The organism is Mesorhizobium mediterraneum (assembly GCF_002284565.1).
Lineage (GTDB): Bacteria > Pseudomonadota > Alphaproteobacteria > Rhizobiales > Rhizobiaceae > Mesorhizobium > Mesorhizobium mediterraneum.
The window spans coordinates 26,546-41,514 of the sequence record NZ_NPKI01000037.1 but is presented as its reverse complement, the minus strand read 5'-3'; the positions used below and the strand labels follow the sequence as shown (position 1 = coordinate 41,514).

The 14,969-nt window shown below is 63.0% G+C and carries 13 protein-coding genes; 8 read left to right on the top strand and 5 right to left on the bottom strand.

Translation table 11 applies throughout. From position 1 onward, the window contains the following. The 3 genes from CIT25_RS27330 to CIT25_RS27320 form a co-directional block, all read right to left on the bottom strand. Positions 1-906 (bottom strand): carbohydrate ABC transporter permease, encoded by a 906-nt coding sequence (locus CIT25_RS27330; protein ID WP_029348308.1) that lies wholly within the window; start codon positions 904-906, stop codon positions 1-3. A gap of 73 nt (positions 907-979) precedes the next feature. Further along, positions 980-2,296, bottom strand: a complete 1,317-nt coding sequence (locus tag CIT25_RS27325; RefSeq protein ID WP_095488235.1) for an ABC transporter substrate-binding protein — start codon at positions 2,294-2,296, stop codon at positions 980-982. Between the two features lie 357 nt (positions 2,297-2,653). Then, the gene (locus tag CIT25_RS27320) at positions 2,654-3,334 is read right to left on the bottom strand and encodes a TetR/AcrR family transcriptional regulator (protein ID WP_095488233.1); all 681 of its coding nucleotides are present in this window, start codon (positions 3,332-3,334) and stop codon (positions 2,654-2,656) included. Positions 3,335-3,630: 296 nt separating this feature from the next. Here CIT25_RS27320 and CIT25_RS27310 point away from each other — a divergent pair, with 296 nt between their 5' ends. From CIT25_RS27310 to CIT25_RS27300, 3 genes are read left to right on the top strand one after another with little or no spacing between them, the layout of a single operon-like run. Continuing rightward, entirely contained in the window at positions 3,631-4,827 is a 1,197-nt protein-coding gene (locus CIT25_RS27310; RefSeq protein WP_095488231.1) for a Tm-1-like ATP-binding domain-containing protein, read from the top strand. 11 nt (positions 4,828-4,838) lie between these two features. Further along, positions 4,839-5,765, top strand: a complete 927-nt coding sequence (locus CIT25_RS27305; protein WP_095488229.1) for a phosphoenolpyruvate hydrolase family protein — start codon at positions 4,839-4,841, stop codon at positions 5,763-5,765. A 4-nt stretch (positions 5,766-5,769) separates the two neighbouring features. Continuing rightward, on the top strand, positions 5,770-6,189 hold the full coding sequence (locus CIT25_RS27300) for a cupin domain-containing protein (RefSeq protein WP_095488227.1): 420 nt from the start codon (positions 5,770-5,772) through the stop codon (positions 6,187-6,189). Here CIT25_RS27300 and CIT25_RS27295 read toward each other — a convergent pair. Further along, on the bottom strand, positions 6,186-7,376 hold the full coding sequence (locus CIT25_RS27295; RefSeq protein ID WP_095488225.1) for a M24 family metallopeptidase: 1,191 nt from the start codon (positions 7,374-7,376) through the stop codon (positions 6,186-6,188). The genes CIT25_RS27300 and CIT25_RS27295 overlap by 4 nt on opposite strands. Before the next feature lie 368 nt (positions 7,377-7,744). Between CIT25_RS27295 and CIT25_RS27290 the strand changes: the two genes are divergently transcribed. The 5 genes from CIT25_RS27290 (at position 7,745) to CIT25_RS27270 (ending at position 13,263) form a co-directional block, all read left to right on the top strand. After that, positions 7,745-9,355, top strand: coding sequence for an ABC transporter substrate-binding protein (locus tag CIT25_RS27290; protein ID WP_095488223.1), 1,611 nt, complete (start codon positions 7,745-7,747; stop codon positions 9,353-9,355). A 275-nt stretch (positions 9,356-9,630) separates the two neighbouring features. After that, the gene (locus CIT25_RS27285; RefSeq protein ID WP_095488221.1) at positions 9,631-10,617 is read left to right on the top strand and encodes an ABC transporter permease; all 987 of its coding nucleotides are present in this window, start codon (positions 9,631-9,633) and stop codon (positions 10,615-10,617) included. Next, the gene (locus CIT25_RS27280; RefSeq protein ID WP_095488219.1) at positions 10,614-11,444 is read left to right on the top strand and encodes an ABC transporter permease; all 831 of its coding nucleotides are present in this window, start codon (positions 10,614-10,616) and stop codon (positions 11,442-11,444) included. The genes CIT25_RS27285 and CIT25_RS27280 overlap by 4 nt, the downstream gene beginning before the upstream one ends. Beyond that, the gene (locus tag CIT25_RS27275; RefSeq protein WP_167391096.1) at positions 11,441-12,460 is read left to right on the top strand and encodes an ABC transporter ATP-binding protein; all 1,020 of its coding nucleotides are present in this window, start codon (positions 11,441-11,443) and stop codon (positions 12,458-12,460) included. Before CIT25_RS27280 ends, CIT25_RS27275 begins: the two co-directional genes overlap by 4 nt. Beyond that, positions 12,457-13,263, top strand: coding sequence for an ABC transporter ATP-binding protein (locus CIT25_RS27270; protein WP_095488217.1), 807 nt, complete (start codon positions 12,457-12,459; stop codon positions 13,261-13,263). The genes CIT25_RS27275 and CIT25_RS27270 overlap by 4 nt, the downstream gene beginning before the upstream one ends. Here CIT25_RS27270 and ggt read toward each other — a convergent pair. Beyond that, a complete protein-coding gene (gene ggt / locus CIT25_RS27265) occupies positions 13,257-14,843 on the bottom strand; it encodes a gamma-glutamyltransferase (RefSeq protein WP_095488215.1) in 1,587 nt (528 codons plus the stop codon). The genes CIT25_RS27270 and ggt overlap by 7 nt on opposite strands. Positions 14,844-14,969 lie beyond the last annotated feature (126 nt).

Genomic DNA, 14,969 nt, shown 5'->3' with positions numbered 1-14,969 from the left:
CTAGCGCTCCTTCACCTTGTTCAGGTATTTGACGTAGATGTTGGTGATAGCCAGGATCATGATCAGCACGATGTAGGCTAGCGCGCAGGAGCGCCCGGTCTGCCACTCCTGGAACGCCATCTTGTAGAGCCGGATCGAGATCACCTCGGTGGTTGGCTGGCTGGTCAGGATGTAGGCGAGATCGAAGGTCTTGAACGCCTCCATGGTGCGAAAGATGATCGCGATCATCAGGATCGGCGCGACCAAGGGCAGCGTGATGCGAAAGAAGGTGTAGAACGAGCCGGCGCGGTCGATCGCCGCCGCCTCGTAGAGGTGCTTCGGGACTGCCGACAGGCCGGCGAGCGACAGCAGCATCACGAAGGGTGACCACATCCAGATGTCGGTGATGGCAACCGCGTAGAGCGCCATGTCGGGGTTGGACAGCCACTCGAAGGAGCCGAGGCCGAGCGTATAGTTGATGATGCCGAAGGACGGATCGTAGAGCAGCTTCCAGAACAGGCCGACGACAGCCATCGACAGCATCATTGGCAACAGCAGCAGGGTCGTCAGCAGGCCCTTCAACGGGATATCGCGGTTGAGCAGCAACGCCACGCCGAAGCCGACGATGACCTGGCCGACGACGGAGACGATGACATATTTGGCGGTGATGGCGAAATTCGACCAGATGAACGGGTCGTTGAGCAGCTCGCGGTAATTCTGCAGTCCGACGAAATTGGCCGCCGCCGGGCTCGATGCGCGAAAGTCGGTGAACGAATAGCCGAGCGAATAGATCAGCGGAAAGATGTTGAAGACGATCAGGAAAACGATCGTCGGAATGATGAAGAGATTGCGGATCGTGAGATCGCTCATGCCGCGGGCGGCGGAGCGCGAGTTGGGATCCAGGGTGGTCATGACTGCAGTGGCCAAGGCCCGTTCCTTCCTTGTCCGGAAAAGAAAACGGAAGGGGCAGGCTACCGCCCCCTCCGAGCGTTAATGCCGTTTACTTCACGCGGTTGTATTTCTTGAACGTCGCGTTCCAATCCGCGGCGAGCGAATCGAGCACTTCCTTGGCCGTGCCCTGATTGCCGGTGATGTACGGATAGACGCGCTGGTTCATCTGGATGAGCAGCTCGGCATATTCCGGCGTCGCCCAGAAGTCCTTCACCTTGAACATGGTTTCGTAGAAGGCCTTGTTGTAAGGCGTGGCGTTTTGGAATTCAGGCGACTCGAGCACCTTGGCGCTTGCCGTGTAACCGCCGAGTTCCGCCCATTTCTTCTGCGTATCTTCCTTGATGAACCATTCCAGGAACTTCATCGCCTCTTCCTGATTCTGGGAATAGGAGATGACGGAGATGCCCTGGCCGCCGAGCGCGGCGAACTGGTCGCCGTTCGGTCCTGGAGGGTTGGCGAAGAAGCCGGTGGCCTTTGCATTCGGGTTCGAGGCTTCGTTGATGAGCGCCGGGAAGAAGGCGAAATAGTTCATGCTCATCGCCGCCAGGTTTTCGGTGATCGCCTGGTTGTCCTCGATGAAGAAGCTCTTGGCCCAACCAGGAGGAGTGAAGGAGTAGAGCTCCTTGTAAGCCTCGAGCGCCTTGACGTTCTGCTCGGAGTTGATGATCCCGTCGACCTTGTAACTGGCATAGTCGCCAAGTTCGCCGCCGAAGGAGAAGATGGCGTTCTCGACGCCCATCACCAGAGCGTCATACGAGTTATCGGTATAGATGGCGACGCCGTAGCGCTTCTCGTCGGGACGGTGGAAGAATTCGGCGATGTCGCGCAGCTGCTTCCAGTCCTTCGGTATGCCGAGATCGTAGCCGTACTTGGCCTTGAAGGCCTCCATCTCCTTCGGATCCTCGAACCAGTCCTTGCGATAGGACCAGCCGACCGCGTCGCCCTCGGCCGGGATCGACCAGTATTTGCCGGAGTTGGACGGATATTCGGCGTAGTATTTCACCGTCGCCGGCGCCATCACTTCCTTCAGATTGTGCTTGTTGAAGAAGTCGGTGAGGTCGACATAGTGGCCGGCCTCAGAGGCGGCGCCGATCCACTGGGAGTCGCCGACCACCATGTCGTAGGCGCTGCCCTTGGCGTTGAACTCGGTGAACGCCTTGGTCTGGAAGTCGGGCCAAGGCGTGGTTTCGACCGTGACCTTCACGCCGCTTTCGGCCTCGTAAAGGTTGACGAGTTCCTGCAAATAGTTTGCCGGATCCCATTCAGCCCAGAATATGGTGAGTTCCTTATCCTGCGCGTAGACGGACGTTCCGCAGGCGAGCACTAAGCCGATACCAGCAAGCATACTGGTCATTGTCTTGCGCATAATGATTTCCTCCCTTGTGCGCATTCTACCTTATCATGCGAGCCGGCGGCGAGCCGACCCTGGTAGTTCCTCCCGTGACGGCAGCGTTCCGGTTTTGAGCCTCCTCGCCCAGCCAGAAATGGCTCGCAGCCCTCACTTTTAATCCGCTTTATTGTCCTGATCTGGTATTACCAATTTCCGGCGCACGTCAAGCTCTTTCTTGGACGATGGCAGGCCCTCAGACAAGCGGATTCCAGCAACATCTGCCTGTTTTTCTTAAATTTTCCTACTCCTTGATACGCAAGAGCCTTGTTTTGGCTACGGCGCTACGATAATTGTCGGTACTTGACATCCCAATCTGGTCGAACCAGATCGATACTATTTCGTGGCTATCGCCGGCGCGCTTCTGTCTCCTTTGGCCATCGATTCCACCACTGCAGCTCGTACCAGGGCGCTGGCTGCCCATTGTGCTACCGACATCCTCTTGCGGCTGTCCAGCCCCCATATATCCTTCAGCACAATGAGCACTTCAACGCCGAAGATCAGCGACAGGGCCTGGGCCAGGCGCTTGAATTCGCGTGGCGGCAGCCGGTCCTTGAGCGGTGCGATCGCGTCCTTGAGCAGATCGACGCGGTGGCCGCGCGTAAAGGCCGGCTCGCCGCCCAGCGTGCCCGCCTGCCGGCGCGCCCACTGGTCGAGCGACAGCTTCAGCGCCGCCTTGAAGGTTGCCTCGAAGGCCTCGATGCGAGGCATGGCCGTATCGAACAGTTCGACGACGCGGCGCTCGGGATCGGTCGAGGCTGATTTCCAGGTGAGGATCGGCCCGAGGCCTTCGTTGACCACCGCTTGCACCAGCGCCGCCTGGCTTGGAAAATACCGATAGGCAGTGGCGCGCGAGACTTCCGCCGCTTCGGCGACCTCGCTGACCGAGGGCGTGGCGCCCGCCTGCATCAGCCTTGTCGCCGTCTCCAGCATCAACCGCCTTGTGCGCGCCCGCGGTCCGCGCGCGGCAGAGCCGGCGTCTTCGGAAACCGCCGCTTGTTGACGTGAGACATTCATGTCAATACGATACGCGCGTCTCAAAAAATTGCAATGGCCATCCCTCTGGTTACGTTGAAGCCCTACGGCGCCCCCCTCTGTCCTGCCGGACATCTCCCCCACGAGGGGGGAGATTGGCTGTCATCTGCACCTTCGCCAATCTCCAACATCGCATGGAAGGCGCCGATCGAGCGAACTGCCGATCTCCACCCAAGTGGGGGAGATGTCCGGCAGGACAGAGGGGGGCGCCGTAGCGCACTCCGTTCTCATGTACTGAACGCGGCCACCGTTCAGCCAGCCCCCAGGGAGGCACGCCCATGAAGCGCGTCTATGTGGTGGGCACCGCCGACACCAAGGGTGAGGAACTAGCTTTTCTGGCCGATGCGGTCGCTGCCACCGGTGCTGCTGTCGCCCGTGTCGATGTCGGAACGCGCGATGCCACCGTGCCGGTCCATGTCCCGGCCAAAGAGGTCGCCGGCTACCATCCCGGTGGCAGCAGTGCCGTATTGGGCATCGACGACCGCGGCACCGCGGTCGCGGCAATGGCCATCGCCTTCACCCGGTTTGTCCAATCGCGCACCGATATATCAGGTGTGATCGGCATCGGCGGTGGTGGCGGCACTTCGATCATCACATCAGGCATGCGCGCTCTGCCGCTCGGCCTGCCGAAGATCATGGTCTCGACGCTCGCCTCGGGCGACACCGCGCCTTACATCGATGTCTCAGACATCGTCATGATGCCGTCGGTGACCGACATGGCCGGCCTGAACCGGCTTTCTCGTGTCGTGCTGCACAATGCCGCCCAGGCGATATCAGGCATGGCTGCAAAACCGGCGGCGCCGCCCGACGGCAAGCCGTCGATCGGGCTCACCATGTTCGGCGTCACCACGCCATGCGTGACGTCCATCGCCGAGCAGCTTCGCTCGACCTATGACTGCCTGGTCTTCCATGCCACCGGCACCGGCGGCCGCACCATGGAAAAGCTGGCCGACAGCGGCTTGCTGTCCGGCGTCATCGACATTACCACGACCGAGGTCTGCGACCTCTTGTTCGGCGGCGTGCTGCCTGCAACCGAAGACCGCTTCGGCGCGATCGCCCGCACGAAACTGCCCTATGTCGGCTCGGTCGGTGCGCTCGACATGGTGAATTTCTGGGCGCCGCCGACCATTCCGGAACGCTATAGCGGGCGGCTGTTTTACGAGCACAATCCGAACGTGACGCTGATGCGCACGACACCTGACGAAAGCCGCAAGATCGGCGAATGGATCGGCGCAAGGCTGAGCCTCTGTCAGGGACCGGTCCGGTTCCTCATTCCCGAAAAGGGCGTCTCGGCGCTCGACATCGAAGGCGGCGCCTTTTTCGACCCTGAAGCCGATGCAGCACTCTTCGAGGCCATTGAGCGCACGATCGTGCCTGATAACACGCGACGCGTGACGCGCCTGCCGCTGCACATCAACGACTCCGAATTCGCCAAGGCGGCAACAGCGGCCTTTCTCGACATCGCCGGACAGTGAGAGAAGAAAACATGGCCGCCATACCGCGCAAGAAAATCCTGGAAAAGTTCCGCAAGATGATTGCCGGCGGCGTGCCGATCGTCGGCGGCGGCGCCGGCACCGGCCTGTCGGCCAAGGCCGAGGAGGCCGGCGGCATCGACCTGATCATCATCTACAACTCCGGCCGCTACCGCATGGCCGGCCGCGGCTCGGCCGCCGGCCTTCTCGCCTATGGCAACGCCAATGAGATCGTCAAGGAAATGGCCTACGAGGTGCTGCCGGTGGTCAAGAAGACGCCGGTGCTGGCCGGCGTCAACGGCACCGATCCCTTCGTCATCATGCCGCTGCTGCTGGCCGAGCTGAAAACGATGGGCTTTTCCGGCGTGCAGAACTTTCCGACCATCGGCCTGTTCGACGGCCAGATGCGGCAGAGTTTTGAAGAAACCGGTATGGGCTTCGGGCTCGAGGTCGACATGATCGCCGCGGCACACGAGCTCGACCTCCTGACCACGCCCTATGTGTTCAACTCCGACGAGGCGCGCGCCATGACCAAGGCCGGCGCCGACATCGTTGTCGCCCATATGGGGGTGACCACCGGCGGCTCGATTGGCGCCACGTCGGCCAAGTCGCTGGACGACTGCGTGACGGAGATCGACGCGATCGCAGCCGCTGCGCGCTCGGTGCGCAAGGACGTTATCCTGCTTTGCCATGGCGGGCCGATCTCGATGCCGGATGACGCCCGATACATCCTCGAACGCTGCAAGGGCCTGCATGGCTTCTATGGCGCGAGCTCCATGGAACGGCTGCCGGCAGAAGCGGCGATCGCCAGGCAGACCGCCGATTTCAAGGCGGTCACGCTGGAGCATCGGACCCAAAAGTGGGAACCGGTTTTGGGAAAATCCGATGCGCAAACGAAAAAAAGCGGTGCCAAAACGACTGCGAAGAAAAAGAAGGGATGAGACGATGACCGACAAAAGCAAGGTGTTTGTCTATCCGAAGGATGTCAGCGCCTTCGGCTTCGACTGGGGCAGGCTGTCGTTGACGGTGGCGCCCGAGGTGAACGGCGCGACACGCTTTTCGGGCGGCGTCGTCGACCTTCCATCCGGCAAGGGCCACACGCGCCACAACCATCCGGGCGCGGAGGAGATCATCTTCGTCATATCGGGCAATGGCGAGCAGATGGTCGAGGACGAGAACGGCAATCCAGTTGTTGCGAAGGTCGGCCCCGGCTGCACCATCTATGTGCCGGAAAGCCGCTTCCACTCAACGCTGAACACCGGCGATGCGCCCATGCAGCTGTTCGTCGTCTATTCGCCAGCCGGACCGGAACTGACGCTGCGCGACCTGCCGGATTTCAGGCTGCTGCCGCCGGGTAGCGGCTAAGCCACCCCACCTCTGTTCCAACCCCTGCCCCGGTCGCCGAACATGACGTAGCCGCTATCGGTGACCGCCACGGTGTCTTCCAGCTTGATGAAGCCGCGCGTCGGGTGAAGCATCGTCGTCTCGACCGAGAGCACCATGTTTTTCTCCAGCGGCTTTTCGGCATAGGTGCCTTCATATGTCACCGGATGGTTGGTCATCAGGAACGGCGCTTCATGCGTGATCAGTCCCATGCCGTGGGCGAAGAAATCGGTGTAGGGCGCGACCTTGGATTTCTTCAGCACGCCCTCCGCATAGGAGATCATATCACCACCACGAGTGCCCGCCCTGACCTTGGAAAAAGCGGCCTGCTGCACCGTCTCGACTTCGGCCAGTAAATCCTCCAGTTCGGCGTCTGGCTCGCCCAGAATACCCATGCGGCAAAGGTCGCCGATATAGCCGTGATAGTTGCCGCCGGAATCGATCGACATCACCTCGCCCTTCTTCCACGCCTGTGACGAGCCGGCGCGGTTGTGGCTGGAGCCGAGCGTCAGCAGGCAATATTCGAAATGCGCGCCGCGATTGGTCTCCTCGCGCCGAAGTTGCTCGATGATCTCGGTCTTGGTCGTGCCTTCGCGCGCCCAGGCAATGGTCGCCAGCATGGAATCGGTGATCAGTTCGGAGGCGATGCGCAGCTTCTCCAGCTCAGCTTCCGTCTTGATGGCACGCATCCGCTCCAGCATATCGGTCGCGTCGATCAGCTTGGCGTCCGGCAACGCCTTGCGGATCAGGGTGTAGGCATCCGACGGCAGGAAAGCCGGCTCGATGCCGATGCGGGCGTTGCCCTTGCCGATTTTCGTCAGGTGCTCAACCGCAAGATTGGCAGCGTCGAGCGTGCCCCAGCACGCGGCGTGCAAGGTCGGCGTCCAGAACGGGTGGTTCTGGTGCTCGCCGCCCTCCATGCGGTTGCCGATATAGGCGGCATGCTCCGGCCCACCCTTCTCGTAGACGACAACAGGCAGATAGCGGCTGTGGCCGATCGCATCCATGGCGGCGAAGAAGATGAACTTGTAGCCGCCAAGCAGATATTGCGTGTTGTGCTTGGAGGTGGCGAGCAGCACATCGATGCCGGCCTCCTCCATCAGCCGATCGACCCTGGCATGATCGAACGGAATGGTGCTGACGGCATTCTTGCCCGGGGCGACGTTCATCTTTCTCTCTCCCTGAATTCCCTGGCCGGCCGGTCGCATCGCCGGCTGTTTTGGTCATGATCGGTCAAATCTGCACTATTTTGTCCAGTCTGGTCCAGCCAGAATAGGTGAAACGGCCGTTTCGGCACAGTTCGTCGTCGTATATCGCGATGCCTAAACCTGATCTGGTCTTACCAGATAAGCTCGGATTGAACCGCTTCCCGGTAACTGGTCCAGCGGACGAAATTTTCAAAGCCACGCCAGGATGCGCCAATTCCCTCTCTGGCGAAACCCTCGACAAGGCTCATAATCAGCCTTGCAAGGATGCCGTCTGGCGTCCGAGGGTATTGGCCACCCGGCCGGGTGGCTGAGAGGGACGGAGTTCGATCATGTCAGATGTCACGATTTCCAGACGCACCGTGCTTGCCGGTTCGGCATCGCTTCTGGCTTCGACGGCGCTGCCGACCATCGGTCTGGCGCAGACGCCCAGGAAAGGCGGGCGTCTGGTCGTCGCCGCCGATTCCGAGCCGCGCAACCTCAACTCGGCGATCGTCGCTTCCAACGGCGTGTTCTTCATCTCAAGCAAGATCGTGGAAACGCTGGCCGAGGCGTCCTTCGACGGCAAGGACGGGCTCGAACCACGCCTGGCGACAGGCTGGGAGGGCGCCGCCGACGGCCTGTCGGTGACATTCAAATTGCGCGAAGGCGTCAAATGGCATGACGGCAAGCCCTTCACGTCCGACGACGTCGCCTTCTCAGCGCTGCAGATCTGGAAGCCGCTGCAGAATCTCGGCCGCACCGTGTTCAAGGACCTGGAGACCGTCGACACGCCCGACGAACTGACCGCGGTATTCAAATTCGCCAAGCCGACACCGTTCCAGTTGATCCGCAACGCCTTGCCGGCGCTGAGCAGCGTGGTGCCGAAGCACATCTACGAGACCGGAAAGATCGAAGAGAACCCCGCCAACAATGCGCCTGTCGGCACCGGCCCGTTCAAATTCGCCGAACACAAACCCGGCGAATATTATCGGCTGGAGAAGAATGCCGACTATTGGGGCAAGGACCAACCTTACCTCGACGAGATCATCTACCAGGTGCTGCCCGACCGCACTTCGGCGGCAAGCGCGCTTGAGGCCGAAGAGATCCAGCTCGCCGCCTTTTCCGCCGTGCCGCTGGCCGATCTCGACCGCATCTCCAAAGTGCCTGGCCTCAAGGTGATCACCAAGGGTTACGAGGGCCTGACCTACCAGCTCGTCGTCGAGATCAACCATCGCCGCAAGGAGCTGGCCGACCTCAAGGTGCGCCAGGCGATCGCCCACGCCATCGACAAGGATTTCGTCGTCAAGACAGTGTTCCTCGGCTACGCCGCCACAGCCACCGGCCCGGTGCCAAAGAACGATCCGCAGTTCTATACTGCCGACGTGCCGACCTATGCCTTCGACGTGGCCAAGGCCAACGCCCTGCTCGACGAAGCCGGCTACAGCAAAGGCGACGACGGCAAGCGCTTCTCGCTGAAACTGTTGCCGGCGCCCTACTTCAACGAAACCAAGCAGTTCGGCGACTATCTGCGCCAGGCGCTCGCCGCCATCGGCATCGACGCCCAGCTGGTCAACAACGACTCGGCCGCGCATATCAAGGCCGTCTACACCGACCACGCCTTCGACCTTGCGGTTGGGCCGCCAGTGTTCCGCGGCGATCCGGCGATCTCGACCACCATCCTGGTGCAGAGCGGCATTCCCGACGGGGTGCCGTTCTCCAACCAGGGCGGCTACAAGAACGACGAGCTCGACGCCCTCATCGCCAAGGCATCCGAGACGCTTGATACCGCCGCGCGGACGGAGCTTTACAAGGAGTTTCAGAAAAAGGTCGCAGCCGACCTGCCGCTGATCAACGTCGCCGAATGGAGCTTTATCAGCGTTATCAGAGACACGGTGGGGAATGTCGCCAACAACCCGCGCTGGGCGGTATCGAACTGGGCGGACACCTGGCTGGAGGGGTGAGCTGCGGTTAATTGAGATTGACCTTCGCCAGTAGGTGAAGTTGGTAATGTCCGTGCTCGACGATACCCCCTCTGTCCTGCCGGACATCTCCCCCTCAAGGGGGGAGATTGGCTTGCTTTGATGCCGGCCCTTCCCTTAGCGATGTTTGCGATTGGCGCTACGGCGAGTGACGGCGGATCTCCCCCCTTGAGGGGGAGATGTCCGGCAGGACAAAGGGGGGCGCCTAGGCACTGCGCATCCCAGGATCGGCACATCGCCAAGCAGCCGGCGCCGCCATGACCCGCACCCTCATCCTTCTTCGCCGCCGCCTCATCGGCAGCATCTTCGTGCTGCTGATTGTCGTCATCGGCACTTTCCTTTTGCTGGAATCCGCGCCCGGCGATGCGGTCGACGCCTATATCGCCTCGACCGGCGGCGACGCCGGCATGATCGAATTGCTGCGTCATCGCTGGGGCCTCGACCAGTCGGCGCTGACGCGGCTGGCGAACTATCTCTGGGCGCTGCTGCATCTCGACCTCGGCCAGTCCGTCACCTTCTCGCGACCGATCCGCGAGGTGATCCTCCAACGCCTGCCCAACACGCTGCTTTTGATGGGCAGCGCCACCGCGGTCTCCTTCGGGCTCGGCTCGGCGCTCGGCATTTATGCCGGCGCCAGACCCGGTAGCTTTCGCGACCGTTTCCTGTCGATCGGCTCGCTGGCGGTCTATGCCGTGCCGGGCTTCTGGCTCGGGCTGGTGCTGATCATCGTCTTTGCCGTCGACCTGCGCTGGTTTCCGATCGGCGGCATCGAGAGCCTCGCGTCGGGCAAGACCGGCCTCGACCGCGCGATGGATATCGCCAGCCATCTCGTCCTGCCGGTGTCCGCACTCGGCTTCATCTATCTGGCACTTTATCTGCGCATGATGCGCGCCGGCATGGCCGAAGTCTGGCGGCAGGATTTTGTCCTCGCCGCTCGCGCCAAAGGCCTGTCCCGCCGCCGCATCGTGCTCGCCCACGTCGCCCGCAACGCGCTGCTGCCGCTGGTCACCATGCTCGGCCTGCAATCGGCGCAGATGCTGGGCGGCAGCGTCGTCATCGAAAGCGTCTTTTCGGTGCCCGGCCTTGGCCGGCTGGCGCAGGAAGCGGTGGCCGCGCGCGACACGCCGCTGCTGCTCGGCATCATTCTCACCAGCGCCGTTCTGGTCGTCATCATCAATCTTCTCGTCGACATCGCTTACACCGTCCTCGATCCGCGCGTCGGCGCCAGCGAGGCCAGTGCGTGAACCCGCTTCGCCGTTTTTTCCGCACGCCGGAAGCGGTCGCCGGCGCGATCATCCTGGCGGCGCTGTGCGCCATGGCGCTTGCCGCACCACTGTTCTTTCCCGGCGATCCGCAAGCCATTGCCGGGCCGGCATTGCTGCCACCCTTTCAGGACTGGTCGCTGCCGCTCGGCACCGACAGGCTCGGCCGCGATGTGCTGGCCGAGCTTTTCCACGGCGCCCGCACCTCGCTGGCGGTCGGGCTGGCGGCGGCAGCCACAGCCCTTGCCGTCGGCGCGATAGTCGGCACAGTGGCCGGCTTTGCCGGCGGCGGCGTCGACGAAGTGCTGATGCGTATCACCGACGCCTTCCAGACCGTGCCGAGCTTCCTGCTGGCGCTGGCCTTCGTCAGCGTCGTCGGCCCATCGCTCGGTGTCGTCGTCGCGGCGATCGCGCTCGGTGCCTGGACGGGGCCAGCGCGTGTTGCCCGTGCAGAAGTGCTGTCGATCCGCGAGCGCGATTTTGTTGCTGGCGCCCGCGTCATCGGCATGCATCCGCTGGAGATCGCCTTTCGCGAAGTGCTGCCCAACGCATTGCCGCCAGTACTGGCATTGTCGTCGGTGATCGTCGCCGCCGCGATCCTCACAGAGGCGGCCCTTTCGTTTCTCGGCCTCGGCGACCCAAACCGCGTGACCTGGGGCGGCATGATCGCCGAAGGCCGCGCCGTGCTGCGCACCGCGCCTTTTTTGTCGATCATTCCCGGTGTAGCGCTCGTGCTGACCGTGCTCGGTGTCTATCTCGCCGGCGAAGGCGTCGTCGAGACGACAGCGGTGAGAAGGAGCCTGTCGTGACGGCGCTGCTTTCGATCCGCGATTTGACGGTGACCTATCGCCGCGATGGCAGCGAGGTGGCGGCGCTGAAACATGTCAGCCTCGATGTCGCCGCCGGCGAGCGCCTCGCCATCATCGGCGAGAGCGGCTCGGGCAAGAGCACGCTGGCGCTGGCCATTGCCGGGCTGCTGCCGGCTTCCGCCAGGATTGGCGGCCGTATTGACTGGTTTTTGCGATCGCCGTCATCCTGGGGCGCCAAGGCACCCCCCTCTGTCCTGCCGGACATCTCCCCCTCAAGGGGGGAGATTGCGCTCTCATCTCCGCCTTCGCCGATCTCCAAGGTTGCAGGAAGGGACCCAACAGCGAAACTGCCAATCTCCCCCCTAGAGGGGGAGATGTCCGGTAGGACAGAGGGGGGCCTCATGGAACGCGACGCTCAAAAATCCGCCGCCAAACCCACCCACATTCCCCTCGGTGGCCGCGACATCGGCTTCGTCTTCCAGGACCCGTCGGCCAGCCTCGATCCGGTGATGGCGGTCGGCGAGCAGATCGCGGAAGTCGCGCACGCGCATCTCGGCCTTACCTGGTCGCAATCCTATGCCAGGGCAAAAACCCTGCTTGAACGCGTCCGGCTGCCCGATCCAGACGCCGCTTTGCGCGCCTTTCCGCACCAGCTTTCCGGTGGCCAGAAGCAGCGCGTGGCGATCGCCGCCGCAATCGCGGCCGGTCCGAAACTGCTGATCGCCGATGAGGCGACCAGCGCGCTCGACACCATCGTGCAGGCCGAGATTGTCGCCCTGATCCGACAATTGGTAGCGGAGGACGGCATGACGCTGCTGTTCGTCAGCCATGACATCGCGTTGGCCGCCGAGCTGGCCGAGCGCATCGCCGTGTGCCGGCACGGCGAGCTGGTCGAACTCGGTGCGACGGCGCAGATTATCGCTAGCCCGCGCCACGCCTACACAAGAGCGCTGCTCGACGCCCATCTCGGCCTCGACGCCGAACCGTTGTTGGAGCGGGCAGGAGCGTCGAGGTGAGCAGTCCATTGCTGGCCGTTTCCGGCCTGACCAAACGATATCGTCGCGGCGGCAAGACGATTGCCGCCGTCGATGACGTTTCCTTCGACATCGAGCCCGGCGAGACGCTGGCGCTGGCCGGGCCTTCCGGCAGCGGCAAGTCGACGATCGCGCGGCTGCTGCTGCGGCTGATCGAGCCCGACGCCGGCCGCGTCGAGTTCGAAGGCGGCGATTTCCTGTCCCTGAACGGCGCTGCCTTGCGCGCCCAGCGTGCTCGTCTGCAAATGGTGTTCCAGGACCCGCTTGCCGCCTTCAACCCGCGCGCCAGCGTCGCACGCGTGCTCGACGACCCCCTGCGCATCCATGGCATCGCCTCTCGAAAGGAGCGCCCGCGCCGCATCGCTGCTTTGCTGGAGCGCGTCGGCCTGAGCGCCGATCTCGCCGGCCGCGCCATCCACGAGATTTCTGGCGGCCAGCGCCAGCGCGTCGCGATTGCCCGCGCCATCGCGACAAAGCCATCGCTGATCGTGCTCGACGAAGCAGTGTCTGCGCTCGACGTATCCGTGCGCCGACAGATCCTGCAATTGCTGCTCGATCTGCAACGCGAGGAACGGATCGCCTATCTGTTCATTTCGCATGATCTCGGCGTTATCAGCGCCATTGCCCATCGTGTCGTCATCCTCGACGCCGGCCGCACCGCCGAGAGCGGCGACGCCCGTGCCGTCATCGACGCGCCGCAGTCGGCGATCGGCAAGGCGCTGGTGGCGGCAGCGCCAAAACTGAACAGGACCAGCAAAGACTCAGACGCGGCCGATCGTCAGTAACCGAGCGCGCAACCATCCTTGCGTGGATCGGACGCGCCGGTAAGCGTCCCCTTGTCCCAGTCGATCAGCACCAACTGACCGCCGCCATGCGGCTCGGTCGCGATGGACAGCTGATGGCCCCGCTCGCGCAGGCCGGCGATCGCATCGGCCGGAACGCCACGCTCCACCTCCACAGTATCTTGTCTGTAAAACACCCTCGGCGCATCCAGCGCCTCCTGCGGGTCCATGCCGAAATCGATCATGTTGGTGAGCAGGTGGACATGGCCGAACGGCTGGTAGCCGCCACCCATCACGCCGAACGGCATGATCGCCCGGCCCTTGGCTGTCACCATGCCCGGCATGATGGTGTGCATGGGGCGTTTTCCCGGTGCGATGCAGTTTGGGTGGTCCGCCGCCAGGCAGAAGCTGCTGCCGCGGTTCTGCAGCACGACGCCGGTCTTAGGGCCGACCACCCCGCTGCCGAACGAATGAAAGGTCGAGTTGATGAAGCTGACCGCATTACGGTCGCGATCGACCACCGAGATATAAACGGTATCGCTCGGCTGAAGCTCAAGCCGAGGCAGATGCGTCATCGCGCGCGCCGGATCGATCTCGGCGCGAAGCTGGTCCGCATGGGATCTGGACAACAACTGCTGCACGGGGACATGGACCTGGTTCTGGTCGCCGATGAAATTGTCGCGGTCCTGATAGGCAAGCCGCCCCGCCTCGATCTCGAGGTGAAAGCGCTCGGCGCCGTTCGGTTCCAGCGAGCCGAGCGAAAAGCCCGACAGCACATTCAGCATGATCAGTGCCGTCAGCCCCTGGTTGTTCGGCGGCATCTGATGGATATCGTAGCCCCGGTAGGACGTGCCGACCGGCCTGACATAGTCGCCCTTCGTGGCCGCAAAATCGTCGAGCGCATGCAGCCCACCGAGAGCACGCAGACGCGACACCAAGTCGTCGGCAACCTCGCCTTCATAGAAGCCGGCACGACCGCGGCGCGACACGATGCGTAAGGTGTCGGCCAGTTGCGGCTGTCGGTGCAGCTCGCCGGCCAGCGGCGCCTTTCCATCCGGCAGAAAAATCCGCGCGGCATGTTCGTCGGCGGCCAGCAAGGCAGCACTGTCAGCCCAGTCGAAGGCGACGCGGTCTTGGACGACATAGCCCTGCTCGGCGTAACGTATGGCGGGCGCCAGCGCGGCGTCGATGCCCTTTCTGCCGTGATCCTCGAGCAGCCGGCACCAGGCGTCGATGGCCCCCGGCACGGTAACCGCGTGCGGACCTGATTCAGGCAGTGCGTCATGCCCCCTGTCCAGATACCACTCAGCCGTCGCTGCTGCAGGTGCGCGGCCCGAGCCGTTGAAGGCCAGGACCTCGCCTTGGCCGTTGGGGCAGTAAAGGACGAAACAGTCGCCGCCGATACCGGTCGATTGCGGCTCGACGACTGCCTGCACCGCAGCCGCGCACACGGCTGCGTCCATTGCGTTGCCGCCGGACCGCAGCATCTCGACCGCCGCCAGCGTCGCCAACGGGTGTGATGTCGCGGCCATCGCTTCTGTCGCACGAACCGGCGACCGCCCAGGGAGTTGAAAATCACGCATGCAGGATCAATAGCCTCCGACCAACCAGATGTGAACTGGCAACGGCAGCCAAAGAGCTACGCCACCGAAAGCACCACGACCGACATTACAATCACCGGGCAGCGCTCAACCCTGGGAGATCACCGA

Bases quoted from the DNA above. Each gene is read 5' to 3' on its own strand.
- CIT25_RS27325 (WP_095488235.1), bottom strand. From the start codon at position 2,296: ATGCGCAAGACAATGACCAGTATGCTTGCTGGTATCGGCTTAGTGCTC.
- CIT25_RS27320 (WP_095488233.1), bottom strand. From the start codon at position 3,334: ATGAATGTCTCACGTCAACAAGCGGCGGTTTCCGAAGACGCCGGCTCT.
- CIT25_RS27310 (WP_095488231.1), top strand. From the start codon at position 3,631: ATGAAGCGCGTCTATGTGGTGGGCACCGCCGACACCAAGGGTGAGGAA.
- CIT25_RS27305 (WP_095488229.1), top strand. From the start codon at position 4,839: ATGGCCGCCATACCGCGCAAGAAAATCCTGGAAAAGTTCCGCAAGATG.
- CIT25_RS27300 (WP_095488227.1), top strand. From the start codon at position 5,770: ATGACCGACAAAAGCAAGGTGTTTGTCTATCCGAAGGATGTCAGCGCC.
- CIT25_RS27295 (WP_095488225.1), bottom strand. From the start codon at position 7,376: ATGAACGTCGCCCCGGGCAAGAATGCCGTCAGCACCATTCCGTTCGAT.
- CIT25_RS27290 (WP_095488223.1), top strand. From the start codon at position 7,745: ATGTCAGATGTCACGATTTCCAGACGCACCGTGCTTGCCGGTTCGGCA.
- CIT25_RS27285 (WP_095488221.1), top strand. From the start codon at position 9,631: ATGACCCGCACCCTCATCCTTCTTCGCCGCCGCCTCATCGGCAGCATC.
- ggt (WP_095488215.1), bottom strand. From the start codon at position 14,843: ATGCGTGATTTTCAACTCCCTGGGCGGTCGCCGGTTCGTGCGACAGAA.